Origin of the sequence: Mucilaginibacter pocheonensis (assembly GCF_031456535.1) — a bacterium.
Taxonomy (GTDB): Bacteria; Bacteroidota; Bacteroidia; order Sphingobacteriales; family Sphingobacteriaceae; genus Mucilaginibacter; species Mucilaginibacter pocheonensis.
The window spans coordinates 1,212,355-1,236,167 of the sequence record NZ_JAVDUU010000003.1; the positions used below are offsets into that span (position 1 = coordinate 1,212,355).

Genomic DNA, 23,813 nt, shown 5'->3' on the forward strand with positions numbered 1-23,813 from the left:
CTTTATGATTGTGGAAACTGGCTCATATCAACGTAGGCTATTTCCCATTTATGGCCGTCGAGATCAGCAAAACCGTGTTGATACATAAAACCATGGTCTTTGGCTTCTGCATATATTCTCCCGCCCAGTGACTCGGCTTTGCTGATAAATTGTTTCGCCTCATCTACCGATGCTGCATCCAGGGCAATAAGTACTTCAGTTTGACGATGTGCATCGCAAATATCCGTGTCTATAAAGGACCTGAAATAGGTGTCTGTAAGCAGCATTACATATATGCTATCGCTCACTATCATGCAGCCGGCCTTTTCATCGGTAAATTGTGGGCTAGATGAAAAGCCTAAATTTTGAAAAAAATCTATAGACCTTTTCAGGTCATTTACGGGTAGGTTAATAAATACTTTACTTGGCATATGGTTCAATTTGAACCACAAAGAAACCAGGTTTGATTAAAACTTACTTATCAAAATCTTGGATTATCCGGTCAATTTCGTAAATCGCGCCGCTTGCGAAATTCAGATGGTGACAAACTGGTGTGCTTCCTGAAAAAACGGCCAAAGTTTGCAGGATCTGAAAAATTGAGCTGATACGCTATCTGGGCTACTTCGAGATTAGTATAGTGTATTAAGGATTTAGCTTCAGTAATCAAACGCTCCGCAATAAAATTGAGTGCGTTTTTACCGGTAAGTTGTTTAACTACCTGCGAAAGATGGTTTGACGTTACAGACAGCATATCTGCATACTCCTGCACGGTATGCTTATCAATATAATGGTTGTCAATCAATTGCATAAACCTTTTCAGCAGATGTTGTTGCACAGTTACATGGCGGTTCACCCGATCCTGTTCTAAAGCAAATTGTTCAAGATGGCTAAACAATCCCAGTGCCTTTAACCGTGCTTCAAGATGATTGTCTTTGTTTGATTCTTCATAGGCGGTAAAAACATATTCCAATTGAGGGACAAGCTTGTTAAAGGTTGCATGATCGAATTTGAAAAGGTTGGTGTGTAACAAGTCAAACAACGGAAACCGCTGATGAAAATCGGGTTTGAAAAATGAAAAAGCTTCAGGTTTAAAATAGATAATATAGCCCTCTAATGCATTATTGTGTGCAAAGCTGTAAATAAGATTAGGTGAATGAAAAACCAGATATGAATCAGGATCATAAACCTTTTGATCGCCATAATCAACCTCAATTTTACCCGAATTACGAAACAACGCAAAAAAGTAAAAGGAACGTTTAAATGGCGGCCGGTAAACCAATTTCTGCCCGGCAACTGGCTTTAATCGCAGGCAATAAAAATTGGGGTTTTCGGTTTTTGCCGGCCAGGGTATCGAAGCGAGAAAGTCGTTTATTTCAGTGTAATAAGGAAGCGTAGTCTTTGTTTTTTGCATTGAGGGCACAAAAGGAAGACCAAATTAAAAAATGTTTTTGATGATTAATATTCTCTTTTTAATTACTCCGATACTAAGCACTTAAAAAGCTTAGAAAATGAAGGTACCGTCAGTTTCAAAATGCCTAAGTGTACCAAGCAAATTAAGAGCGGCTTAAATTTGGGCTTGGTATGATCATCATTTGAGACTTTTCATGATAGTATTTTGGTTATTATATATTCGAGGTCTAAAGGAGCGGATACATACGCAGACAAACCATACCTGCTTTTGATAAACGAGGCATCATTGTAGGCTATATAAACTGCTTGTTGTTCATCCTGCCAGGCGATCACTTTCAATGGCAAATCAAGGGCTGCAACGGGATTTTCAGCCATTACCTGTCCGCCTGCATTCGGGTTCCCGAACAGTAAAAACTCCAGTGGAAGTATCTTCCGGCCCACATTTAGCAGTTCTTGCTGCTGGTTGATGCGAACGTATACCGTTACACGACGATCTTCCAAAAAAGTCTGCAGACGGTCTATCGTTTCCTTTACGCTGAAAGGGCTTTTGCGGATAGTTATTCCGTTAGGTGTAGTCATCAAATTGTTTTTTAAAGGTAAAATGAAGTAAAAGCAACCGCCTTGATTTTTTATGATATATTTTTTAACGATTAAGCTATGAGCAGCTTAGATCCGCTCTGCCGGCGGAAAATCAACCGGTATTTCGGTCAGCGCGAATACGTAATTTGTAAATATCCTGACGGTCACCAAACCGATCAACTCCATTACTCCATCTTCAGCAAAACCTGCGGCGTAAAAGTTTTCCAGTGCTTCCACATCTGCGTGGCCCTGGTTAACCGTAACGGATTTCGCTAAACCGATAATGGCATTCAGCTTCGCATCGGCAGTTACTCCCCTGCGAATATTTAGCGTATCTTCTTTACTAAATCCATTTTTCATAGCGGCTAAGGTATGGCCGGCCAAACAGTAAGCACAACTGTTAATCTCCGATACGATAAGCGCAATAGCTTCCCGCTCTTTACCGCTGAATACGCCATGGTTAAGTGCGGCTTCGAAATCAACAAATCCTTTAAGGGCACTGCCTGAGTAACCTATAGTAGCATATAGATTTGGCACCTTGCCCAGGCGTTTTTGCATCTGGTCGAATATGGTCTGCGATTCCGGACTTACCTGTTCTCTGACAGGAACTTGAATTGTTTTCATGTTATTAAATTAAGGTGGTTGTCTATAATTATTTTGCTTTCCGACGATCCAGGTAGATTCTTGCTGTTTCGCTCATAGTGATGATCGCACCGCCAAGTATGACAAGATCTTTAATCACCAGGCGGCCACGACCCGACAGGTAAGGAAATCCAAACTGATCGTCGGTAAGATGCGGCACCCAACTTTCGGGGGTTGTGATCAGAAAGGACAGCGTGCCCAGGGTAACTATACCAATCAGCAAACTGGCGATCAGACTTGGTAGCGGCGTTACTTTATATAACGCGACGAATATGGCCAGCGTTACCAGGAATGCGCCCAGTCTTTTTGAAAAGCCGTAGGTATTATTATCAATATGCCATTGATGATTAGCTGCGATCAGCTCGCCTTCTTTATTCTGATGGGTTTTATATTCGTCCGGGTGATGGTAAAATAACGACATGAACGGACTGTTGGCTACAAAAGGCACAATACCATCGGCCTCGTAAGTGAAAAATTTTAGCCCCCCTATCCAAAGAAAAACAACTACGATGCCAAAGCGAATAATCTTTTTGCCGAATTGGTCGAGATTGGCGATAGAACTTATGATTGAAGTCTTCATGATGTGATTATTGTTTGAATCAAAATTACACCAACCCGTTACCGCCTGACATGGACAAAAATGGCTATTGCTTGGACAAATCTGCCACGATGGATATACCGGTCTTATCACGAAAAGTTTGCGGGGAAACCCGGGTCACTTTTTTAAAAAACCGGCTGAAATAAAATTCATCTTCAAATTTCAAAGCATAAGCAATTTCTTTAATGCTCAGCCTGGTCAGGTGCAATTGTTTTTTAGCTTCGAGTACGATCCTTTCCTGGATCAGCTGCGAGGGCGTCTTTTTAAAATACCGGCTGCAACGTTTGGAAAAATAATTGGGCGACATAGCCAGCAGCTCTGCGTAATCATTGGGTTTGTGCAGGGTGAGATAATGCTTATCCAGCAATTCCCGAAAGCGTTCCATCTGTCCATCTCTTTCCTTTGTCCCGTTTTGGTTATCAATTAATTTGACCTTGATGCTGCTTGATTTGGCCAGGAACAGTTGCAGGTACGCCCGGAGCAAGATTTCTGACGGAGAATCCTGCCGAAACTCTTCCTCTATATCCTGTAACAGACTGGCATAAACATGAACATCTCTGTTTGTTAATGTTATACAGGGTTGCATGTAAATGTTATTAAACAGCAGGCCATTACAGGCCACTTCGATTCGGTGGTATTCAATGCAATAAAAGTCGCCGTGGAATTGCAGCAGGGTTACCGGGCCGGGCTGGCTTTGTTCCAGATAAATTACCTGCAAAGGTGTTGAAAACAAGATTACCGGGCCGGAATAATTAAAAGTTCCGAAATCGGCGCGATAGACCCCTTCTCCTTCCGGGATAAACAGCATAGTGTATTCCGAAAATTGTACGGGGGTACTTAACAGACCGGTATCTGTTTTCTTTAAACTGAGCAAATACTCCCCTGCTCTTGATAAGACCTCTTTCATAATTAATGGATGCTGTTGTGATGATAGTCGCTACCGCGTTTTAAAGTTATGATTTTCTTACGCTTGTCTCTTCTATATCCAGGTCCCTTTCCTTTGCACGCGATATCTTACAATGAATGAATGCACTATTGCGAATTGGCCTAAATTGACTATTTTATGTCCTTTGAGACAAATCCTTAATATCATACCTTTACTATATGAATGGTAACACTCAAAAAAAGAAAGTTGTCATTGTGGTCATGTCCGGCAATATGTTGCTTAATTTTTCGGGACCATCTGATGTTTTTACTACCGCAAACAGATGTTTGATAGACTCCGGTAAATCAGAAGGATATGAAGTAATGATCGCTGCTCCAACACGAAACCGCAAGGCAATTACCGAAACAGGTGTTGAGATTCATTGCCCCTACTACGCTGTGGAAATAGAAGAGCCTATAGACACGCTGATCATCGCAGGAAACGATATGAGTGCAGATGCAGTAACTCGATTTGCTGATTTTCATCATTGGCTTAGCAATATCGATACTTTTAAAACTCGGCGGATCGCCTCAATTTGCGGTGGAGCTTTTGCTTTAGCAAAAGCAGGATTATTGGACGGAAAAAAGGCGACTACTCACTGGGATCGTAGCGAAAAGCTGAAAAAGGATTACCCAAACGTCCTTGTAAATGCCAACCATTTTCATACAAGTGACGGAAACATATATACTTCAGCGGGCGTTTCATCAGGCATCGATCTTTCCTTGGCAATGGTTGAAGAAGATCATGGCAAAGACATTGCAATACGAGTAGCAAGGAAACTGGTTTTCTACTTAAGCCGTCCTGGTTTCCAGTCGCAATTCGGGAATTTGCTTCCTGTTTATGAATCTGAAAACATTGCTGAAAAACTTCAGCTTTGGCTAAAAGATCATTTAAATGAATCCCTTGATATTGCTCGGATCGCAGATCACTTAAATATGAGTACCCGTAATTTTACCAGGGTATTTCATAAACAAACCGGGCTGCCTCCCGCAAAGTTTATTGAGAAGGTACGCGTGGAAGCGGCAAGAAAATTATTGGAAGATACTGATGTTCCTTTGGAAAGGATTGCTGAAGATTGCGGGCTGATCAACCTGGTTGGTATGCGGCGCACATTTTTAAGGCATTTGGATATTACTCCCTCCGACTACAGGCGGACCTTTCGCACGGCTCTAAAGGCTGCAAACATGGACGATTTACTCCTCACTAAATAAATATAACACCATGAAAATCGCGATAAATGGTTTTGGCCGGATAGGCCGCATGACTCTAAGAGCGCTTCAGCAACATCCCGAAATCGAAGTTGTTGCTATCAATGACTTAACCGACGTTGATACTCTTGCTCACCTCTTAAAATACGATACGGCGCATGGGCGCTTTCCTGGCGATGTTCGTTCAAAAGGTGAAACCTTAATGGTTAATGGAAAAAGCATTGTCATGTTTAAGGAAAAAGATCCGGCTAAACTACCATGGGCAACCTTAGGAATTGATGCGGTTATTGAATCCACAGGCCGATTCACAGACAAGGCCTCAGCACAGGCACATATCACGGCGGGCGCAAAAAAAGTTTTAATCACCGCTCCGGCAACTGGTGGCGTTAAAACTATTGTTCAAGGCGTAAATAATGAACTGATAGGCGATGACCAAATCTATTCAACGGCATCATGCACAACCGGAAGTATAGCACCTGTACTTTATGCGTTGGACAAAGAATTCGGGATTGAATCGGGTTACATGGTAACTGTTCACGCATTTACTGCCGATCAGAATTTACAGGACGCGCCGCATAAGGATCTTCGGCGGGCAAGATCTGCTCCATATTCAATTATTCCAACCACTACTGGTGCAGCCAAGGCTATCGGTAATGTCCTACCTAATTTGCAAGGTAAAATGGATGGATATTCATACCGCGTACCGGTTATAGACGGCTCTATTGTGGACCTTTCGATCAACTTACAAAAAGAGGTTACAGCATCAGAAATCAATGAAACGCTTAAGCGTTATGCTGATACCACGTTTAAAGGAATTATGGAATATACTGAGGAGGAACTTGTATCATCGGATATTCTTGGCAATACCCATTCATCTATAGTAGACGGTGGTATGACAAAGGCCATGGGAAAACTGATAAAGGTTGTTGCCTGGTATGATAATGAAGTAGGCATATCAAACCGGATCGCTGAGTTGATATCACAGATTTAATTAAAGTTTAAAAGAATAACATAGAGCCCGTAATAAGGTTACCCGGCTCTATGTTTAGCCGTTATATGAGCTACCTTGTTTATCTGGAGTAAAGTCTTTGTGTCTTAGCATAAAACGCGACTAATTTCTATTTTATCATTTTTTAAAAAGCGTACAATATCTTTCACCGGCAAATGATCACCCAAATACTGGTTATAGTAAGCATATTTAATATAACCATCTTCATCAATAAGAAAATCCGCCCCTAAGGTATCTTTGCGACCTTCGGGACAGTAATTTTCCTTGAATTTCCGGTTTCCTTCCAAGCGTTTAGCGTGCGCACCTTTATACATGGAGTATAATATTTTCAGTGCATTTTGCTCAATTTCATATAAGTAATAAAGCCCGTAATCCGGATCAGCAATCATCCGGGCGTAAAAAGATTCGTTACGACTGTATCGTTGAAGAGTCTCGCTGCTACTTTCATAAACTGCAAGCACAACCAAGCCCATTTTTTTAAAATAGCTGTCGAGTTCCTGTAGTTCCAGAAAATGCAGGTTGGTAAATGGACAGGCGACGTGTCTGTAGTATGTAAGCAGAATCTTTTTTCCTTTATAATCACTGATGTGCAGGGTGTTTCCCAGAATGTCTGCGGCCTGAAAGTCAGGGGCCAATTGATTTTCAATTAGTGCCATGTTAGTAGTTTGCTAGATGTAGGATTAATCGATAATTCTTTTAACTGCTCATCACAAACCTATGGTCATTTAAACTAATTGTTTTTCACTTAAGTTAATTTAGGTGTTTTATCTTCTTTTGCCTCGTTTATCTCACCACTCGCAATCGTTCTCTAACTTAATACTAATCCCTCTTTCAATGCCAGTTCATATCTGACTTTATCAAAACTATACAAATGAGGAGAACGGTGTGCTCCTATGCTTCTCTTTTCATCCAGTTTTTTTAACAGGCCGAGCGTTATCAATTTTTTTGGAAAATTACTGATGTCTAATTTCTTTTCCAGCAAGGTTTCATACAACGCATGAATCTCGCTTAATGTAAACTTCTCCGGAAGCAGATTAAGGCCAATTGGATAGTGATAAAGATGCAAGCGCATCGCGTGCAGTGCGTCTCGTACGATATCCTCGTGGTCGAACTCTAATGGGGGTAAATTGGCAAGGTCGTGCCATGCGCACTCACCAATGCTAATATCAGATTGAAGTACCGTTTCGGAAAAATCTGTTACCGCGTAAAAACCGACAGTAACAGTTTGATCCATAAGCCAATTGCCTTCCCATGAAGGTAGCCCTGTAATTTCAGTCCATTTCTTCTTGTCAAATCTGTCAAATTTCATTCGGTCGGGACCGCCAAAAGTTTTAAATTGCTGTAAAAAAAGATTTTTTAACCCTGTGCGGATTTTCACATTGCGATAAGCAGCCTCTTCCAGTTTTTCAGTACGTTTAACGTGGCCTCCCGGTAAACTCCATCTGTTCATGTTCCTGTGTCGTATAAGCAATAATCTAAGCTGGTGTTTTTGATAACCAAAAATTGCACAATCAATTGCTATATTAGGTATGTAATGTAGATGCCCGTTAAGTATAAAATCCCTAAAGTCCTCTTCCGTTTGCATACTCAAAAGTAATATTTTCCGTTGGCAAAATAATGTTTAATCATTTAGTGATAATTACTAATTAATGATTATTTTCGCTTATCACATTTTGTAAAAAATACTAAATGAAAAACATTTTGTTATGACTGAAAAAAATGAAATTTTAGCACAACATCTGCGCAATTTTGCTGCACTAACAGAAAAGGATATAGCAGACAGCCAACCTTTTTGGAAGACGCGCAAGATTAACCGGGGAGACTTTTTCAATATGCAAAGCATGGTTTGCAACGACCTTGGACTGGTCATTAAAGGAATATTCAGAATATACTATCGTGATCCCAATGGTGTTGATGAGAAAAATCTTTTCTTTTTCTCAGAAAACCAGTTCGTGGTGTCTTTCCGAAGTTTTATCTCACGAAATCCATGCTGGTATTTTATTGAGGCTATGGAAGACGCTGAGGTAATTTTCATTTCCTATCACGACCTCAACAGCTTATACGAGAGAAACCTCAACTGGGGAAAATTTGGCCGGCTGCTGGCAGAAACATTTTTCGCGTACGCGCAGTCGCGCACAGAAGAATTTATATTTTTCTCTCACGAGAAAAGGTTCCTGAGATTGTTAGAGGAACATCCTAATATTGTCGAAAGAATTCCCTCATATCATATATCTTCCTTCTTGGGCATTACAAATCCCTCTCTAAGCAGGATAAGAAAACGCATAAAAGATAATGAAGCAGCAGCTCTCGCCTCCTGATTATTCGCCATGGAATTTCGTTCAATTCCTTTTTATCATGTGGAATTTATGCTGTCTGGGATCATGGATGCAATTGATTTTCGCTTATAAATACTATTGGGCTCATTTTCGGAAAATTGATTGAATTAAGATGCTGTAACAGTGAAGGAAGCTATTTTGGGCAAAAGATTGGCAGAACGATTTTATTAAATATAAACTGTTTTTCCCTAAGGGCGCCGCCAGGATGTTCCTTGCCGTGTCAGTTAATATCCTGGCCCTAATGTATATTAACCCCGTTTATCAGACGTATTCTCTACAAAATATTGTTGCGCTTATAAAATAATGGTATGTGCGCGATGCTGTTACGAAATTAGCACACCTTTCTTATGTACCTTCCCTGCACTATTTTTTGAAAGATTAATTAAGACATTCAAATGACAGCTTATTTTGATCGAATTTAACTTAAGTGAAAAAGGCTATTTCAGATTCGTCAGACTTTTGACTCAACAAAAAATTATATCATGAAAAGAATGGCAAAAGCCTTTTGGCAAGGAGACCTAAAAGCAGGTCATGGCTCATTAACTACTCAAAGCCGGGTGCTTGATCAAACTCAATATTCATTCAATACCCGTTTTGCAGACGGCACCGGTACTAACCCCGAAGAACTACTTGCAGCCGCACATGCCGGTTGCTTCACTATGGCTATCGCCCACGCCTTATCTCAAAAGAGTTATTCTCCGGGCGAGCTGAATACAACTACTGCAGTGACCCTTGATATGTCAACGGGTTCTATCAGCTTGATTGAGCTTGAGCTTTCGGCAACATTAATCGAAGGCCTTTCGCCCGAAGATTTCCAGGAAATTGCTTTACAGGCTAAAAATAACTGCCTTATCTCAAAGGCATTAGCAGGTGTTAAGATCGAACTTACTGTGCAATATCAGCAATAACCACTGTATATAATTTGAGCGGCGGCCGCCATGGCCGCCGCTTATTCAATTTATATTATGCTAGTACAAACAGAATATGTAAAGTGCCTGATCATTAGATCAGGACCGGCAGGATATACTGCAGCAATTTGTATACCCAAGGCGAGTTTAAACCCGGTTATGTACACGGGAATAATTCCCGGATAAACTACCGAAGTAGAGAATTTCAAATTCCTGTGACCGGGTTTTTCGTAGCTATTGGCCATCAACCAACTACCGAAGTATTCGGAGGTATGCTGGACATGCACGAAACCGGCTATACTATCGCCGGTTCAACCACTACCTCAAAAATTGCGAAAACAATAGAAACCGATTTGATAGCTAATTAGAAGCTATTATTATTTCATTTAAATCTGCTGAAAAGAGCTTATTATGAAAGGATAAGCTTTAGCGATTACAGTAACGGCTATGGAAACAACGGAAAACGTACTTGTAGAGTATGGCTTCAGACGAATAATTATCACAGTTACCGCTGTGATATGTGCACTGCTTGAATTGATAGACACAACGATTGTTAACGTGGCATTAAACGACATGCGCGGTAATCTCGGTGCCACTATTAACGAAATTGCCTGGGTAATCACGGCTTATTCATTAGCAAATGTGATCATTGTACCCATGACGAGCTGGCTTTCACAGCAATTTGGCAGGAGAAACTACTTTGTGGCTTCTGTGCTCATCTTCACGATCTGTTCTTTTTTATGCGGCAATGCAAACAGTATTTGGGAATTGGTTATCTTCCGGTTTATACAGGGCCTGGGAGGAGGCGCACTGCTGGTAACGTCCCAAACGATCATTACGGAAAGCTGGCCAAAAGAAAAAAGGGCCATTGCACAAGGAATATACACACTGGGTATAATTATAGGGCCTACGATTGGGCCAACACTTGGTGGCTACCTGGTTGACAATTTTTCCTGGCGCATCATCTTCTATATCAACATTCCGATAGGCATACTTGCAGCTATGTTAGCGCTTCAATATGTACGAAGTCCAGTTTATGAACAAAAACGCCCGGCCAACCAGGTGGATTGGCTCGGAATATTCTTACTTACTGTCGGTGTGTCTTCCCTTCAATATGTTCTGGAAAAAGGCCAGGAAGACGACTGGTTCAGCAGTAAACTTATTATTGCACTTACAACATCGGCCGTTTTGGGAATTATCTGTTTTATATGGCGTCAACTTGAATACAAGTATCCGATTGTAGAGCTGCGTGTTCTTAAAAACACAAACCTTAGGCTCGGGGTGATTCTGACGTTTATTATTGGTTTCGGTTTATTCGGAACTACGTTTGTGATTCCACTTTACACGCAATCCCTGTTAGGCTGGACGGCATTACAGTCCGGACTACTGCTCCTGCCGGGAACCTTATTTGTTGCCGTTGTTATCGCTGTCGTAGCGCAAATAATCCAACGCGGTATGCAAGAGAAATACCTGATCGTTATGGGAATGATCGTGTTTTTTATATACGGATATTGGTCTTATCATTTGCTTGCATTACAAACCGGTAGTGGTAACTTATTTTGGGTGCTAATCATTCGCGGTCTTGGTTTAGGCTTGATGTATGTACCGGTCACGAACATGTCGTTATCTACCTTAGACGGGAAACAAATTGCGCAAGGAGCCGCACTTTCTGGCATGGTGAGACAATTAGGCGCATCATTTGGAGTAGCACTCATTTCAACATTTGTGTCCCGCCAAATGCAGCAACACCGCATTGATCTAGTCAGTCATATATCAGTGAGTGACCCCGTAGTTATGCAACGTGTAACATTGCTTAGCGCCAGATTTCAGGCACGTGGCTATGATGCAGCAAATGCCCGGCAAGCCGCCTATACTTCTCTGGAAAATATTATTCAAAGCCAGTCAACATTGCTATCGTACATGGATGTTTTTTTATGGGTTGGAGCATTGTTCCTGGTCTGTGTGCCATTTGTGCTGATCTTTGTTAAAAAATCAAAGCGTAGAATGTCGCTTGCCGATGCACCGGGTGATTAAACTCCATTTATAATGAGCAAGCAAAAAACCAGGCAGATAAGATTTATAAATCCCGAAAGCCATTCATAAAACGTTTGTCTGCCACCCCGGCAGGCAAACGTAATTAGAGATCATTCTGGTGTGAAACAAAAAGCTACAGCAAAGGGTAGTTAGTAACTTTGAGATTAACAGAAGATCTCCTTCCCCTGTTAGCGCCCGAGTTTCATAAATAAGTTATTCAAGGATTCTGAATAGCTGGGATGAGCGAAGATAAAATATTGCAAACGATCGTAAGTGATCCCTCCTGCCATAGCCATTTGCAATACAGTAATAATTTCGCCGCCCTCCTGACCTAATACTGCAGCGCCTAAAATTTGTTTAGTGTCGGCATCGACAACGGCCTTGAGAACACCGCGGGTATCGCCTGTTTCAATTGCACGCGCTACACTGGTCATCGGCAGCTTCGCAACTTTAATATTGAACCCTTGTTCTAATGCCTGCTTTTCGGTTAAACCTATACGCCCTAATTGGGGATCAGTGTACATAGAGTACGGAATCTGCCGACCCGTTGTACGCTGGTCGGCACCTTCAAAAAGGTTTTGATATACTATTGCATAGTCATTATAGGCAATGTGCGTGAATGCAGGTCCGCCATTCACATCACCTAAAGCATAAATACCTGGAATATTTGTTTCCAATCTGTCATTGACCGTAATATACCCCCTGTCATCAAGCTCAATCCCCGCCACCTGCGCATTCAGCGCTTCAGTAAGCGGCCTTCTACCTGTTGCAATCAGGATATCAGAGCAAAAGATCTCTTTTTGACGACCATCCACAATGATTGTTGCTTTGATATCACCATTTTCCCGCTCAAATTTAACAGCTTCTGCATTGGCATAAATATCCAAACCTTCGGCCAATAGAATGTTGGTCAGCTCTTCAGAAATATCCTCATCTTCGCGGGCAACAAGCCTCGGCCCACGTTCTAACACTGTTATCTTACTTCCAAATCGTCGAAAACTTTGTGCAAATTCCAATCCTACATAATTGCCGCCCAGTACTAATAAATGCTCTGGTATATACTCTACGTCCAGAAGTGTAGTCGAGATAAAATAACCGACCTCCTGTAGCCCCTCAATATTCGGAATAACGGGTGTTGTACCAGTATTAATGAAGATCAGATCGGCCTGTATATCTAATTCGCCGCCGTCATTTAATTTTACTTTGACGGTCTTCTGTCCTGTAAAACTCGCTTCTCCAAAAACAAGGTCAAGATTCTCTGTGTTTTCTATAGCTTTTTGACCACCGTTTCGCCAGCTTAATACGATTTCATCTTTGCGTGCTTTGATTTGCTTCATATCAATTTGATAATTATCAACATGAACACCAAGTGCTTTACTATGATTAATAAGATAAGCAGCTTTAGCAGAGCCGATCACAGTCTTAGTGGGCGTACAGCCATCATTTACACAAGTTCCTCCTATAAAACGTTTTTCAATAAGCGCTGTTTTTTTACCGGCTTTGGCAAGTTGTTTAACTAATGGTGATCCGGCCTGTCCTGAACCAATCACAATTGCGTCGTAATATTTCATTTTTTTATGCTTTTATTAAATATTAGTTTATGTCAAAGGTGGCCATTCTGAATCCTGTTATTTTTAACTTAAGTTAAGAGTCTGATTTTTTTGACAATAAAGCTGGCAGGTTTCAAACCTATCTGTCATTTCATAACGCTTTAACGGATTGAATTTTAACTGATCTTCATGCGTTGGAAGAGTGAGACCGATTTTCATCAACAGTAATTATCAATTACTCATAGGAAATGGGATGGTCTTACAAAAGTTTTATATTATTTCTTCCGCAATTAACTTAAGTGAAAAATGCGGCCTGGACTTCACCATAACTTTGTGATAACAAATAAAAAAACATCAAAACATGAATTCAGCAAATCAAATCAACACCAGTTTCTCAGACGAAGCTGTTGAGACTGCAAGGTCATTACGCAAACTTTATTTCACCCGTGTTGCATTTTCTGTACTATGGATTATATCGGTAGTTACATTAGGCAAAACGAATAGTACAGCGGCCACATTATTGTTCATTATTTATCCGGCATGGGATGTTTTAGCAACCTTTTTTGACATTAAAGCCAACTCGGCTAATACGAATAAAACACCACAATATGTCAATGCAGGAATCAGCATTTTGACAACAATTGCTGTGATCGTGGCATTGCAGAAAGGTATACCAGAGGCATTAATTGTATTTGGGGTCTGGGCATCGCTAACCGGGATTATTCAATTGATACTGGGTTTACGTCGTCGAAAATATTTTGAAGGCCAATGGCCAATGATACTGAGCGGTGCGCAATCAGTTTTAGCTGGCGGGTTCATCATTTATACTGCACATGTTGCTGTTGAGGGTGTTGTATCGCTTGCAGGATATTCCGCCTTTGGCGCTTTCTATTTTTTGTTGGCTGCGATTCGTTTGGGAAAAACTATCAAAAATTCGACAGCTATTGCTTAACCAGCCGTTTTTTTACGCTGCCGGTAAATACAATCACCGGCAGCGTAATACCTATATTGATCAATATCCAACTTTAAGATCCCTACGATTGTATACTTCCATTGCACTACGATCTGCGGCAGCAAGCCGTGTGCCCTTTAATTACCTTCCGTCCGCCTTTGTTATTATTGATAATCACCTGTGCGTTCGGCTTTCCGTTATTTGAGTTTACTTAAAATTTCACTTATTGAAAAATGTGCGCCACATACAAACTCATCTGCTGCGCCGTAATACATAGTTAACCGGTCACCATCTACCAAATGGCCATTGGTAAAAACTACGTAACCGAAAAATCCGCTCAGTTCGTAAGTTTCAGTCGGTACCATAATTGGTTCAATAGTCCTGGAAATTACCTTTGAAGGATCATCAATATCCATCAAAAATGCGCCTAAACAGTACTGATGCTCCAAGTTCGCGCCATGGTAGATCTCCAACCAGCCTTGCGCTGTTCGAATCGGCGCAGCGCCGGCACCAACACGTGCGCCATCCCATAAGCCGTGGCGGGTTTTGATCAGGCATTGATGATTTCCCCATTGCCGCCCGTCGGAAGATTCGGCCAGCCAAATATAATTACCGCCAATCTCTTTACTGCTGGGCCGGTGCAGGCAATAATATTTCCCGCCAACCTTTTCTTCAAAGATGGCACAATCCTTATTATGCGGCGGCAGGATCATTCCACCAGAGTCAAAGTGCTGCCAGTCTTTGGTCGTTTTCAGCCCTACCCCTACGCCACTATCAGATACAGCAGTATAGGTTAAATAATAAGTATCATCCATTTGCGAAACCCTGCAATCCTCTATTCCAAACCGTTCGAGATATCCGCATCCAAACAGAGAAGGATAATTCTCCTGTTCTTCAAAGTGGATTCCGTCATCGCTGGCCAGCAAACGCAAATGCGAAATGGTTGTCAGGTAGTCCAAGCCTTTATAACTGATCACCCGGGCATCCGCAGCGATAAGGTCCGGGTCGTTTAACGGAACCTCTATGATTTCGGTATTTCCTGTCGCATTCAGGGCAGGAAAAAAAAGTGCGCCCTCCTTTTGCGCTACGCCCTCCGCCACTCTGACCAGGAGCCAGGTTTTTCCTCCATAACGAAAAACGCCTGGATTCAGCAAACTGATGATCTGCAGGCCGTCTGCACTGGGTTGCAGGTCTTTGGGTAACAACAAAGGATTTTCGGGAAAACGCCTGGCAATATCTTTCATATCTCCTGCTGACTTATCCACGCTTTTGTTTCTTCAAGGTAGTTATGTGCGTCCGTATCCAGCACCGAAAGATAATTGATCTTACCCGCATGTTGCAACGATAATGCCTCCGCCAGACCGTTAATACCGCAGCCGACAATAAACGCATCATAAACACTATTCGCCTTAAATAAGCCTTTCGAAGCCATCATTGTCGCTCCGTACTGCAAAGAGAGGCCCTGTTCCCAGTCGCAGGCTAATATTGAACCAGTCTTTGTTGTCATACTTTTACTACAAAAAGTGTCGCCGCTATGTTTCAAAATATCACCTATTATTAAATAAACCTTTTTCTTACAAGTTAAATACTAAAGTCTCTGTTTGATCCCGCCCTTTAACTTATTATCCTTCATTTGTACCAGCTTCCGGCTATCTCCGGTAACGAGACAATTTTTGATGTCTGATTTTTTGTTTTCATGATTATAACCTTCTATGAATCAAAGGTATTGTCGCGGTCAACGATTCACTTGAACATTCAAGGGAGAAACGTATACATTCCACGGAAACGTTCGTAATCGCTAATGCGTCCGCGACTTTAACTGATAATGGTGTTTAAAAAAGTTATTTGTATCTTATTTGGATTTATTCTAAATAAGGCTTTTCTTTGCGCCGCACCCATTTGCATAAAAGAACAGCCCATGTGTAAAGCCCCGCCCTGATCATTTCCTGTTAAAAAAAGAACCCGGTGCTTGGTCGCCAAACTTCACACCGGGTAACGTTAACCGATCCTTTAATCAATTAATCATTTCAACAAAACTATGAAATCTATTTTATTATGCACTTCTACTTTTACGTCTAAACATTTTACGTTCCTTAGCATACCGCATCTTGTTTATAAAGCCGCAACCGCGTTATTGCTTTGCTTATCTTTTTCAGTATTAGCTTTCGCGCAGCAACAAACCGGTACCGTTAAGGGCACAATAACCCTTGCCAATGGCAACGCAACACCATTTGTAAGTATTACGTTAACAGGTGTTAAAGCAACTAAAACAGACGAGAGCGGCAATTATATACTTACCAATATCCCTCCAGGTACTTATATCTTAACTGTAAAGCACATTGGCCTTGTTCCGCAAAACAGACAAATCAGCGTTAAAGCCAACGAAACGATTACGGCTGATTTTGTACTGCATGAAGACAACCAGGCGTTACAGGAAGTAGTGATCACTTCGGGTTATAATAAGTTCGCCAAAAAAGAGACTGATGGCGTGGCAAAGCTACCCCTCAAAAACCTGGAAAATCCGCAGGTTTATAATGTAGTACCTAAAGACCTTCTGCAGGACCAGGTAATTGTGAGTTATAATGATGTTTTAAAAAACGTTACTGGTGTTAGTCAGGGTCTGGTTAATGGCAACAATTCATTTTACATGAGGGGTTTCTCGAACCAGAGCTTACTCAGAAACGGCGTTCAGGACAATAAGGACAATAGCTTAGAGGTAGCGAATATCGAGCGTATTGAGGTAATAAAAGGGCCATCGGCAACATTATTTGGCAATAGTTTAACTTCATTTGGCGGTTTAATTAACCGGATTACCAAGAAACCGTTCGACACATTTAAAGGAGAGATTAGTTATACCATAGGCGGTTATGATTTAAGCAGGATTACCGCTGATATCAATACCCCATTAAATAAAGAAAAAGGCTTATTGCTGCGTGCAAACATCGCTTACCACGACGAGGGCAACTATATGGATGCTGGTTTTACCAGGAGATTATTTATAGCCCCATCCCTGCTTTATCAGGTAAATGATCGTTTATCAATATCGTTAGATGCAGAAATTTATGAGCAAAAGTCAAATGACTTTCACCGCTTGTTTCCTGAAAATTCATTTACGCAAACAAATCCAAAAACTTTGGATCTGAACTGGAAGCGATATTATCAAGGCAATGACCTTACCGAATCAAAACCTTCGGTAAGTTTGATCGCTGAGGTGAATTATAAACTATCAGATAGGTGGAAATCGCAAACCATTTTATCTCAAACCAAACACTCAAATGATGGCTACCGCGTGTGGAATGAAATTCATGGAGATTCAGTGAATAGGAATATCAGGTACAGTAATTCAAATTATAATGCCATTGAGGCTCAACAAAATTTTACGGGTGATTTCAAGATCGGCAACCACCGAAACAGATTAGTTATTGGGCTCGATTATTATACCAATAGAGCCAATGAGAATTTTTTAATTGCTTATCCTTTTGATAAAGTAAAACTAATAGGAAAAGATCCGGAGTATACCAACATCAGTAAACAAACTGTTGATGCCGCTCTGGCTCAGCTAAGCCCCATCAGAAATATATCCTCGCAAAGTACTTACAGCGCTTATTTTTCTGATGTGTTTAATATTACGTCTGATTTTATGGCTATGGTGAGCCTTTGGTTTGATAATTTCAGTTCGGGAGGATCATACAATGTTACGGCTGATACAACCACAGGAAAATACAATCAAACCAATCTATCACCCAAATTAGGGCTTGTTTATCAGCTTATTCCTGAAAAGGTGTCCATGTTTGGAAATTACATGAATGGTTTTACAAATAACGGACCTATAATACAACCCGATGGCGAGAGAAGTGCTTTTAAACCCAGCAATGCAAATCAATGGGAACTGGGTTTTAAAATTGACCTCTTTGATGGAATGTTAAATTCAACGTTTAGTTATTATGATATAAAGGTAAAAGATGTAATTCGCCTTGATCCTAACCGGGCTGGTTTCAGCGTTCAGGATGGCGGACAAGCCAGTAAAGGGTTTGAAGGAGAGCTGATCGCTAACCTTGCTAAAGGGTTCAACATAGTTGCCGGCTATTCGCATAATAAAGCATATATGATCAATACAGATCCGGATATTGATGGATTAAGGCAATGGACGGGCCCCGCCGAAACAGCTAATTTATGGCTTAATTATGCCTTCCAGAAAAAAACTTTAAAGGGACTGTCATTTGGCATCGGAGGTAACTATAATAGCAAGGCGTACATTAGTCAGTCTCGCGGCACCGGAGATTTTACATACCATCCTATACCGTTTTAAATGCTGTAACCAGCTATGAGAACAAGGCTTTCCGTTTGAATCTTAAGTTAGATAATCTCACCAATGAAGTTTATTGGGGCAGTTACGTCAATCAGATGATGCCGCGGAGGTTTAGCGCAATGGTAGCTTTTAAATTGTAAAGCTGCGTAGCCCAGAGCTTTTAGTATATAAGATTGATCAGCCGGATAACCGGCTGATCAATCTTATAACATGATTTAGCTGGCTTTTTTGAGATTACTTCCGTTGGTCGGTTTGCGTTGGGCTGTTCTCACAACTACCGGGAGAGAGGCTAGTTTATGCCAAAGCATATTCATATCATCACTAACCTTCTGTTCTAAGATTTTGGTGTAAATTTGCGTCGTTCTGGATTTGATGAAAACAAAAACCATGTAAATGAGACACTTACATGATTTTGATACTTCGTGATATCGCTTTTGTCGCCCCGCCTGTACAAATTTCGAACCTTTTTCTGCATGATTTGCGACTGTTGGCTAATTTGGTGTTGTGATATTATATCCATTTCCTGCGTTAAAGCCCGATTTAGATTTGATTACTCATAAGGACTGCGGATTTTTGTTAAAGTATCCAATTCTTTTAGGAGCTTGGGAATCCGGAATTTTCCATGCATAGATTTAATGTACTTTGAAGCGTCTTCCAGATTTACCCCAGCCGATGTTACGAAAATAGGCTTTCTGCTTTCGCCTCTTAAAATTGATTTTTTGTTTTCTTGAATTGCTGCGAAATTTGTCTTTGCAACGCCTATTACTGGTATCTTTTTTTCCAAACTGTGATAAAGATGACCTCCTAAACCTAACCTATTATTGTCGTCCAAATAGACAAAGCCGTCGATAACGATGAACCTTACAAATGATAAATCAATCTTAGTAATTAAATGTAAAATGCATGGCAATTCTCTCTTATAAAATTCTCCAGAAGAATAATCCTCAACATCCGAAACAGTATCGACATAAGTGGTTAATATATTTTCGGACTCCCATTGTTCAAAACTTATACAAATAGTTTGAGCGCGATTATCGTAATAAAAGGTATCAAAAGCCAATATCATTAATCGAAGATAATTTTAACACATTCGTCTGTGTGATATGGATATAATTCAATTATCCTATCCTCCTCTAAATGCTTTTTGAGAGATAAATAGTTGTGAATCATAACGCTGTCATCTGACGACATGATGAGGTTACTATCTTTTCTTTTGACTGCGTCGTCGATTATTTGCTCAGTGATATTAATAGATTTAGATTTAAAGCCTTGGCGGTATAAACAAATGATGTAGTGCTTTATTTGGTAACCTAAATTAGTTCTAGAATCACGATTATCATCCCCGTTGTTATATATATTTTCAAACAAATCTGAAAGAAAAGCGGTGATAATTTTATCAAAAAAAGTGGTTTTATTGCGACATGGGGATTTTTCCCCTAAAAATGGTGAAATGGAAATTGCGATATCCCCATTGGGCGACAAGAAGTAAGTGCCAAATTCATCTTTCTTGGTTTTAGGATTACCATTTTTATAAAAATATATCCAATCTTTTCTGGTCAATAATCCGTCAGAATCCCAAATAACTTTGTCGTCGTTACTATCATAACGTAATTGTCCATTGTCATACCATTCTTTTCCTGAAATATAGGCACCGTTTTTATATATAGCGTCTTCATGGAGCATTCCATTTTTATGATATGAAATTCTACGCCCGTCGTAATCTCCATCTGTGTATTCCTGAAATGAATTTGGAGTGGTGTCGGTGTAAATTAATGTACCTGTAAATAGCTTACTTTTATACTGAAGGTAGCTAACATCATAAGGATTATATTCAAGTTCCGGATCTTCAGAATCAATAAGCGGCTCTTTCATCAATAATAATATAATTAGAAAACAAAGTAAATATACTTCAATCTGCATTTCTTCCCCTAAACAAGAAAAGATATTTTGACTTAAAGTCTTAACAGGATTCGAATCATTAATTCACTGTACAATAACGATTTGCAAATGTCATTAAACGAGACAAAGCCTGTAAATCATTGATCTACAGGCTTTGAAAGATATCGTCGGGATGGCAGGATTCGAACCTGCGGCCTCCACATCCCAAATGTGGCGCGATACCGGGCTACGCTACATCCCGTTCCCGATTGGGTTTGCAAAAGTAGGATTTAAAATCAAGTTACAAAACTTTTTTTCAAAGAAGTTTAAAGTAAAATTATAACCCGTTCATTTGCACCGGATTGAACTTAAAAAAAATTTTTAAATCTTTGCTTTGAAGATGTTTTTATAGCAAAAAGAACACTCCATGACACATTTTAAGACTTTACGCAACAAAAGGAACGTTAGTAAATTAGGTTTAAAAGATAAGCAGGTAATCATTCAAACTTATTTGACCTGCTCATAAGCGTAATTGATACTATTACGCAAATTAATATCCCAATCAACGATCCGCCCAATAAGCGGCCCGAAAAATCAAGAAAATTATTTCCCTGATCAACATAGTTAAGATATATGAGACCTGCAAGGCAGGCAAAAATGCCGCCTATCACTAATATTTTAAAACTTTGAAATAAAGCTTCAAAAAAACTAAGGCGGTTACCCATATCGTTTTCTTTGTAATTTTTTACGCCGATATAAACGCCAACCAAAGGTATTAATATAGATAAATATTCAACAGGATACACATGGTTACCTGAGTTGGAATATCCAAATGTATGCATTACAAACAACCAAGTTCCGCTAAAAATACCAATAACCAAACCTGTTACAAATGCGTTTTTCATAAATCAATTTATTAAATACCCCATATAAATTTACATATAATGAAAAGAAATACCAAAGTTATTTGTTTGAACACGAATGATCTTTTAAGTAAAGACGAATGCATGTATTGGGGTATCTACAACAGTTAAATTTTGCGAATGCGTTAAGGATCATCCGGTTACTTTTTTATCACCAATTTTTAAAAAATTCTCAAAAAATAGGACTATCCTATTATAGCCTCCATTATATCGGAATAATTGTCAACGCTCCCCGACGCAGAAGATTTTACAGGGATAATGATCTCAACAACAGCTTTGTATGCGATAAATTATTGATGTAAATAAGTTTCGTATAAGATTAAAATTTTTCAACAAACAAAAAAAGCGTAGTTTTCGATGTCATGGTTTATTGTTTTTTGCTTAATTTTAGCGCCAGATGATACCTGTTGTTTCAAAACTCCCCCAAACCGGCACAACCATATTTACCATTATGTCGGCCCTGGCCAATGAGATTGGTGCAATAAATCTTTCGCAAGGTTTCCCTGATTATGATTGTTCGCCTGAGCTTATTGAGCTTGTAAATAAGGCCATGAAAAACGGCCATAACCAGTATGCTCCCATGGCGGGAGTAATGAGCCTGCGCGAAAAGATAGCCGAAAAAACAGAAAAACTATATGGCGCCGTTTACAACCCAGATACGGAGATCACTGTAACGGCCGGTGGCACGCAAGCTATATTTACTGCTATCAGTGCGGTAATAAATCCAAATGATGAGGTAATCATTTTTGAGCCCGCTTTTGATTGTTATGCTCCAGCTATTAAGTTAATGGGCGGTGTTGTAAAATCACTGGCACTTGAACCACCTAACTATCGCATTGCCTGGGACATGGTAAAAAGGCTGATCAATCATAAAACGAAGATGATCATCCTTAATTCGCCTCAAAACCCAACATCAACCATACTGCATAAGGATGATATTGATGAATTAAGTGCTTTAGTAAAAAATCAAGATATTTTGATATTAAGCGATGAGGTATATGAACACCTGATATATGATGGCGAAACCCATCACAGCATGGCGCGATATCCGGAATTACAGCAGCGCAGCTTTATAGTAGCTTCGTTTGGCAAGCCGTTTCATGCTACGGGCTGGAAAGTTGGATATTGTATGGCCCCGGAATACCTCATGAACGAATTCAGGAAAATTCACCAATTTTTGGTATTCGCGGTAAATACGCCCATACAATATGCCATTGCCGAATATTTAAATAACGAGGCTACCTACTTGGGCCTTCCTGACTTTTTTCAACAAAAGCGAGACTACTTTCGTAAAGGTCTGGAACAAAGCCGATTTGAGTTATTGCCATGCCATGGATCATACTTTCAATCCGTACGTTACAGCAACATAACTGATGAAAAAGATGCGGCCTTTGCTATACGGGTAGCCAAAGAAAATGGTGTTGCCTCTATACCGGTATCGGCCTTTTATAGTAAAGGGATTGACCACCATGTGTTAAGGTTTTGTTTTGCCAAAAGGCAAGAAACTTTGGATAAAGCCGTTGATAGGTTAATAAAGGTTTAATTTTTTGTTAACGGATGACAACCTCTTTCCATAACAAACTGAAGAAACAAAATGAAGGATAATTACATTATCATCCATTAACTTTAAAAAACTATGGGCAATTAATGTTGGCCCATATACTAAATGTCGCTTATGGATAATCTTAAAATTACTGTTTTTCAAGGCTACCTTTTTTGGGAAAATACGGATAAAAACTTACAAAATATCTCATTGAGATTATCGGGCGGTATACGTGAAAAAACTGACCTTATTATTTTGCCCGAAATGTTCAGTACCGGTTTTACTATGAATGCCGAAAAACTGGCAGAGCCCATGGAAGGTAAAACCATGAAATGGATGCACAAAACCGCCCAACAATATGATTGTGTAGTAACAGGCAGTATTATCATACAGCAAGAACATAAATATTACAACCGCCTTATCTGGATGCGGCCTGATGGTACTTATCAATATTATGATAAACGCCACCTGTTTGCCCTGGGCAAGGAACATAATACCTATACAGCCGGAAATAAAAAGCTTTTTGTTGAACTTAAAGGATGGATAATTTGTCCGGTTATCTGTTATGACCTACGTTTCCCGGTATGGTTGCGCAATGTTGACGACAACGCTTACGACCTGCTGATCGTAGTAGCCAACTGGCCCGAGCGCAGGGCCTTGCACTGGCGTACCCTGCTCCCGGCGCGCGCCGTTGAAAACCAGACTTATGTAATTGGTGTAAACCGTGTGGGGCATGATGGAAACGAGGTTTATCATTCCGGCGATTCAACCTGTATTGACCCTAACGGCAATGTGGTATATTATAAACGCGATGAAGACGATGTGTACACCTTCTCCATTATAGCCGATGAAGTAAAAAAGGCGCGCCGTGCACTGCCTTTTTTAAAAGATGCCGATAAGTTTAAAATAGACCGCTGATTCCATACATTGTTTTGGTCTTGTGATTTGTGTAAACCATGATTTACCCGAATCACCGATTGTTATTCCCCCAAATGAGCATTTATTTGATTCGGTTAATTTTTAACTAACT

24 protein-coding genes, 1 tRNA gene and 1 pseudogene are annotated in these 23,813 nt (G+C 40.2%); 11 read left to right on the forward strand and 15 right to left on the reverse strand.

Translation table 11 applies throughout. The features are described from left to right. Positions 1-2: 2 nt before the first annotated feature. The 6 genes from J2W55_RS18305 to J2W55_RS18330 all read right to left on the reverse strand — a co-directional run bounded on the left by J2W55_RS18305 (position 3) and on the right by J2W55_RS18330 (position 4,115). Positions 3-410, reverse strand: a complete 408-nt coding sequence (locus tag J2W55_RS18305; protein WP_310098931.1) for a VOC family protein — start codon at positions 408-410, stop codon at positions 3-5. Between the two features lie 71 nt (positions 411-481). After that, entirely contained in the window at positions 482-1,390 is a 909-nt protein-coding gene (locus J2W55_RS18310; RefSeq protein WP_310098934.1) for a helix-turn-helix domain-containing protein, read from the reverse strand. 191 nt (positions 1,391-1,581) lie between these two features. Beyond that, on the reverse strand, positions 1,582-1,968 hold the full coding sequence (locus J2W55_RS18315) for a DUF302 domain-containing protein (RefSeq protein WP_310098937.1): 387 nt from the start codon (positions 1,966-1,968) through the stop codon (positions 1,582-1,584). 87 nt (positions 1,969-2,055) lie between these two features. Further along, a complete protein-coding gene (locus J2W55_RS18320) occupies positions 2,056-2,592 on the reverse strand; it encodes a carboxymuconolactone decarboxylase family protein (RefSeq protein ID WP_310098939.1) in 537 nt (178 codons plus the stop codon). A 28-nt stretch (positions 2,593-2,620) separates the two neighbouring features. Beyond that, on the reverse strand, positions 2,621-3,190 hold the full coding sequence (locus J2W55_RS18325; protein ID WP_310098943.1) for a DUF417 family protein: 570 nt from the start codon (positions 3,188-3,190) through the stop codon (positions 2,621-2,623). Between the two features lie 64 nt (positions 3,191-3,254). Next, complete coding sequence (locus tag J2W55_RS18330) at positions 3,255-4,115, reverse strand: helix-turn-helix domain-containing protein (protein ID WP_310098946.1); 861 nt, start codon at positions 4,113-4,115, stop codon at positions 3,255-3,257. A 197-nt stretch (positions 4,116-4,312) separates the two neighbouring features. Between J2W55_RS18330 and J2W55_RS18335 the strand changes: the two genes are divergently transcribed. Continuing rightward, a complete protein-coding gene (locus J2W55_RS18335) occupies positions 4,313-5,344 on the forward strand; it encodes a GlxA family transcriptional regulator (protein WP_310098948.1) in 1,032 nt (343 codons plus the stop codon). 10 nt (positions 5,345-5,354) lie between these two features. Further along, positions 5,355-6,332, forward strand: a complete 978-nt coding sequence (gene gap, locus J2W55_RS18340; protein WP_310098951.1) for a type I glyceraldehyde-3-phosphate dehydrogenase — start codon at positions 5,355-5,357, stop codon at positions 6,330-6,332. 104 nt (positions 6,333-6,436) lie between these two features. On the opposite strand, the gene J2W55_RS18345 is transcribed toward gap, so the two are convergent. Then, positions 6,437-7,006, reverse strand: a complete 570-nt coding sequence (locus J2W55_RS18345) for a redoxin domain-containing protein (protein WP_310098954.1) — start codon at positions 7,004-7,006, stop codon at positions 6,437-6,439. A gap of 152 nt (positions 7,007-7,158) precedes the next feature. Continuing rightward, positions 7,159-7,935 carry an NUDIX hydrolase gene (locus J2W55_RS18350; RefSeq protein ID WP_310098957.1) on the reverse strand — a complete coding sequence of 259 codons (777 nt, stop codon included), beginning with the start codon at positions 7,933-7,935 and terminating at the stop codon, positions 7,159-7,161. Positions 7,936-8,056: 121 nt separating this feature from the next. On the opposite strand from J2W55_RS18350, the gene J2W55_RS18355 reads away from it, so the two are divergent. The 5 genes and pseudogenes from J2W55_RS18355 to J2W55_RS18370 all read left to right on the forward strand — a co-directional run bounded on the left by J2W55_RS18355 (position 8,057) and on the right by J2W55_RS18370 (position 11,628). Continuing rightward, the gene (locus tag J2W55_RS18355) at positions 8,057-8,668 is read left to right on the forward strand and encodes a Crp/Fnr family transcriptional regulator (RefSeq protein ID WP_310098960.1); all 612 of its coding nucleotides are present in this window, start codon (positions 8,057-8,059) and stop codon (positions 8,666-8,668) included. A gap of 500 nt (positions 8,669-9,168) precedes the next feature. Next, a complete protein-coding gene (locus tag J2W55_RS18360; RefSeq protein WP_310098963.1) occupies positions 9,169-9,594 on the forward strand; it encodes an OsmC family peroxiredoxin in 426 nt (141 codons plus the stop codon). A 57-nt stretch (positions 9,595-9,651) separates the two neighbouring features. Continuing rightward, a pseudogene (locus J2W55_RS25790) lies at positions 9,652-9,777 on the forward strand (thioredoxin-disulfide reductase); the annotation flags it as partial. A 32-nt stretch (positions 9,778-9,809) separates the two neighbouring features. Next, complete coding sequence (locus J2W55_RS18365; protein ID WP_310098966.1) at positions 9,810-9,962, forward strand: hypothetical protein; 153 nt, start codon at positions 9,810-9,812, stop codon at positions 9,960-9,962. Positions 9,963-10,041: 79 nt separating this feature from the next. Further along, the gene (locus tag J2W55_RS18370) at positions 10,042-11,628 is read left to right on the forward strand and encodes a DHA2 family efflux MFS transporter permease subunit (RefSeq protein WP_310098968.1); all 1,587 of its coding nucleotides are present in this window, start codon (positions 10,042-10,044) and stop codon (positions 11,626-11,628) included. Between the two features lie 188 nt (positions 11,629-11,816). On the opposite strand, the gene J2W55_RS18375 is transcribed toward J2W55_RS18370, so the two are convergent. Continuing rightward, entirely contained in the window at positions 11,817-13,199 is a 1,383-nt protein-coding gene (locus J2W55_RS18375; RefSeq protein ID WP_310098971.1) for a mercuric reductase, read from the reverse strand. Positions 13,200-13,539: 340 nt separating this feature from the next. On the opposite strand from J2W55_RS18375, the gene J2W55_RS18380 reads away from it, so the two are divergent. Beyond that, positions 13,540-14,130: a DUF308 domain-containing protein gene (locus tag J2W55_RS18380; protein WP_310098974.1), complete on the forward strand. Its 591-nt coding sequence runs from the start codon at positions 13,540-13,542 to the stop codon at positions 14,128-14,130. A gap of 197 nt (positions 14,131-14,327) precedes the next feature. Here the strand turns inward: J2W55_RS18380 and J2W55_RS18385 are convergent, their stop codons facing one another. Both J2W55_RS18385 and J2W55_RS18390 read right to left on the reverse strand, forming a co-directional pair. Beyond that, a complete protein-coding gene (locus J2W55_RS18385) occupies positions 14,328-15,395 on the reverse strand; it encodes a glycoside hydrolase family 130 protein (RefSeq protein ID WP_310098977.1) in 1,068 nt (355 codons plus the stop codon). Further along, the gene (locus tag J2W55_RS18390) at positions 15,371-15,637 is read right to left on the reverse strand and encodes a hypothetical protein (RefSeq protein ID WP_310098980.1); all 267 of its coding nucleotides are present in this window, start codon (positions 15,635-15,637) and stop codon (positions 15,371-15,373) included. Before J2W55_RS18390 ends, J2W55_RS18385 begins: the two co-directional genes overlap by 25 nt. 531 nt (positions 15,638-16,168) lie before the next feature. Between J2W55_RS18390 and J2W55_RS18395 the strand changes: the two genes are divergently transcribed. Then, entirely contained in the window at positions 16,169-18,439 is a 2,271-nt protein-coding gene (locus J2W55_RS18395; RefSeq protein ID WP_310098985.1) for a TonB-dependent receptor domain-containing protein, read from the forward strand. Positions 18,440-18,989: 550 nt separating this feature from the next. Here J2W55_RS18395 and J2W55_RS18400 read toward each other — a convergent pair. The 4 genes from J2W55_RS18400 to J2W55_RS18415 all read right to left on the reverse strand — a co-directional run bounded on the left by J2W55_RS18400 (position 18,990) and on the right by J2W55_RS18415 (position 21,222). Further along, positions 18,990-19,499 (reverse strand): endonuclease V, encoded by a 510-nt coding sequence (locus J2W55_RS18400; protein WP_310098988.1) that lies wholly within the window; start codon positions 19,497-19,499, stop codon positions 18,990-18,992. Positions 19,500-19,504: 5 nt separating this feature from the next. Further along, positions 19,505-20,311: a toxin-antitoxin system YwqK family antitoxin gene (locus J2W55_RS18405; RefSeq protein ID WP_310098993.1), complete on the reverse strand. Its 807-nt coding sequence runs from the start codon at positions 20,309-20,311 to the stop codon at positions 19,505-19,507. A gap of 194 nt (positions 20,312-20,505) precedes the next feature. Continuing rightward, positions 20,506-20,579, reverse strand: a tRNA-Pro gene (locus J2W55_RS18410). Between the two features lie 235 nt (positions 20,580-20,814). Then, entirely contained in the window at positions 20,815-21,222 is a 408-nt protein-coding gene (locus J2W55_RS18415) for a DUF4199 domain-containing protein (protein ID WP_310098996.1), read from the reverse strand. A 415-nt stretch (positions 21,223-21,637) separates the two neighbouring features. Here J2W55_RS18415 and J2W55_RS18420 point away from each other — a divergent pair, with 415 nt between their 5' ends. Continuing rightward, a complete protein-coding gene (locus J2W55_RS18420; RefSeq protein ID WP_310099000.1) occupies positions 21,638-22,783 on the forward strand; it encodes a methionine aminotransferase in 1,146 nt (381 codons plus the stop codon). Positions 22,784-22,915: 132 nt separating this feature from the next. Continuing rightward, on the forward strand, positions 22,916-23,701 hold the full coding sequence (locus J2W55_RS18425) for an amidohydrolase (RefSeq protein ID WP_310099003.1): 786 nt from the start codon (positions 22,916-22,918) through the stop codon (positions 23,699-23,701). Positions 23,702-23,813 lie beyond the last annotated feature (112 nt).

Coding starts and splice junctions, on each gene's coding strand:
- J2W55_RS18305 (WP_310098931.1), bottom strand. CDS start 410: ATGCCAAGTAAAGTATTTATTAACCTACCCGTAAATGACCTGAAAAGG.
- J2W55_RS18310 (WP_310098934.1), bottom strand. CDS start 1,390: ATGCAAAAAACAAAGACTACGCTTCCTTATTACACTGAAATAAACGAC.
- J2W55_RS18315 (WP_310098937.1), bottom strand. CDS start 1,968: ATGACTACACCTAACGGAATAACTATCCGCAAAAGCCCTTTCAGCGTA.
- J2W55_RS18320 (WP_310098939.1), bottom strand. CDS start 2,592: ATGAAAACAATTCAAGTTCCTGTCAGAGAACAGGTAAGTCCGGAATCG.
- J2W55_RS18325 (WP_310098943.1), bottom strand. CDS start 3,190: ATGAAGACTTCAATCATAAGTTCTATCGCCAATCTCGACCAATTCGGC.
- J2W55_RS18330 (WP_310098946.1), bottom strand. CDS start 4,115: ATGAAAGAGGTCTTATCAAGAGCAGGGGAGTATTTGCTCAGTTTAAAG.
- J2W55_RS18335 (WP_310098948.1), top strand. CDS start 4,313: ATGAATGGTAACACTCAAAAAAAGAAAGTTGTCATTGTGGTCATGTCC.
- gap (WP_310098951.1), top strand. CDS start 5,355: ATGAAAATCGCGATAAATGGTTTTGGCCGGATAGGCCGCATGACTCTA.
- J2W55_RS18345 (WP_310098954.1), bottom strand. CDS start 7,006: ATGGCACTAATTGAAAATCAATTGGCCCCTGACTTTCAGGCCGCAGAC.
- J2W55_RS18350 (WP_310098957.1), bottom strand. CDS start 7,935: ATGCAAACGGAAGAGGACTTTAGGGATTTTATACTTAACGGGCATCTA.
- J2W55_RS18355 (WP_310098960.1), top strand. CDS start 8,057: ATGACTGAAAAAAATGAAATTTTAGCACAACATCTGCGCAATTTTGCT.
- J2W55_RS18360 (WP_310098963.1), top strand. CDS start 9,169: ATGAAAAGAATGGCAAAAGCCTTTTGGCAAGGAGACCTAAAAGCAGGT.
- J2W55_RS18370 (WP_310098968.1), top strand. CDS start 10,042: ATGGAAACAACGGAAAACGTACTTGTAGAGTATGGCTTCAGACGAATA.
- J2W55_RS18375 (WP_310098971.1), bottom strand. CDS start 13,199: ATGAAATATTACGACGCAATTGTGATTGGTTCAGGACAGGCCGGATCA.
- J2W55_RS18380 (WP_310098974.1), top strand. CDS start 13,540: ATGAATTCAGCAAATCAAATCAACACCAGTTTCTCAGACGAAGCTGTT.
- J2W55_RS18390 (WP_310098980.1), bottom strand. CDS start 15,637: ATGACAACAAAGACTGGTTCAATATTAGCCTGCGACTGGGAACAGGGC.
- J2W55_RS18395 (WP_310098985.1), top strand. CDS start 16,169: ATGAAATCTATTTTATTATGCACTTCTACTTTTACGTCTAAACATTTT.
- J2W55_RS18405 (WP_310098993.1), bottom strand. CDS start 20,311: ATGAAAGAGCCGCTTATTGATTCTGAAGATCCGGAACTTGAATATAAT.
- J2W55_RS18415 (WP_310098996.1), bottom strand. CDS start 21,222: ATGAAAAACGCATTTGTAACAGGTTTGGTTATTGGTATTTTTAGCGGA.
- J2W55_RS18420 (WP_310099000.1), top strand. CDS start 21,638: ATGATACCTGTTGTTTCAAAACTCCCCCAAACCGGCACAACCATATTT.
- J2W55_RS18425 (WP_310099003.1), top strand. CDS start 22,916: ATGGATAATCTTAAAATTACTGTTTTTCAAGGCTACCTTTTTTGGGAA.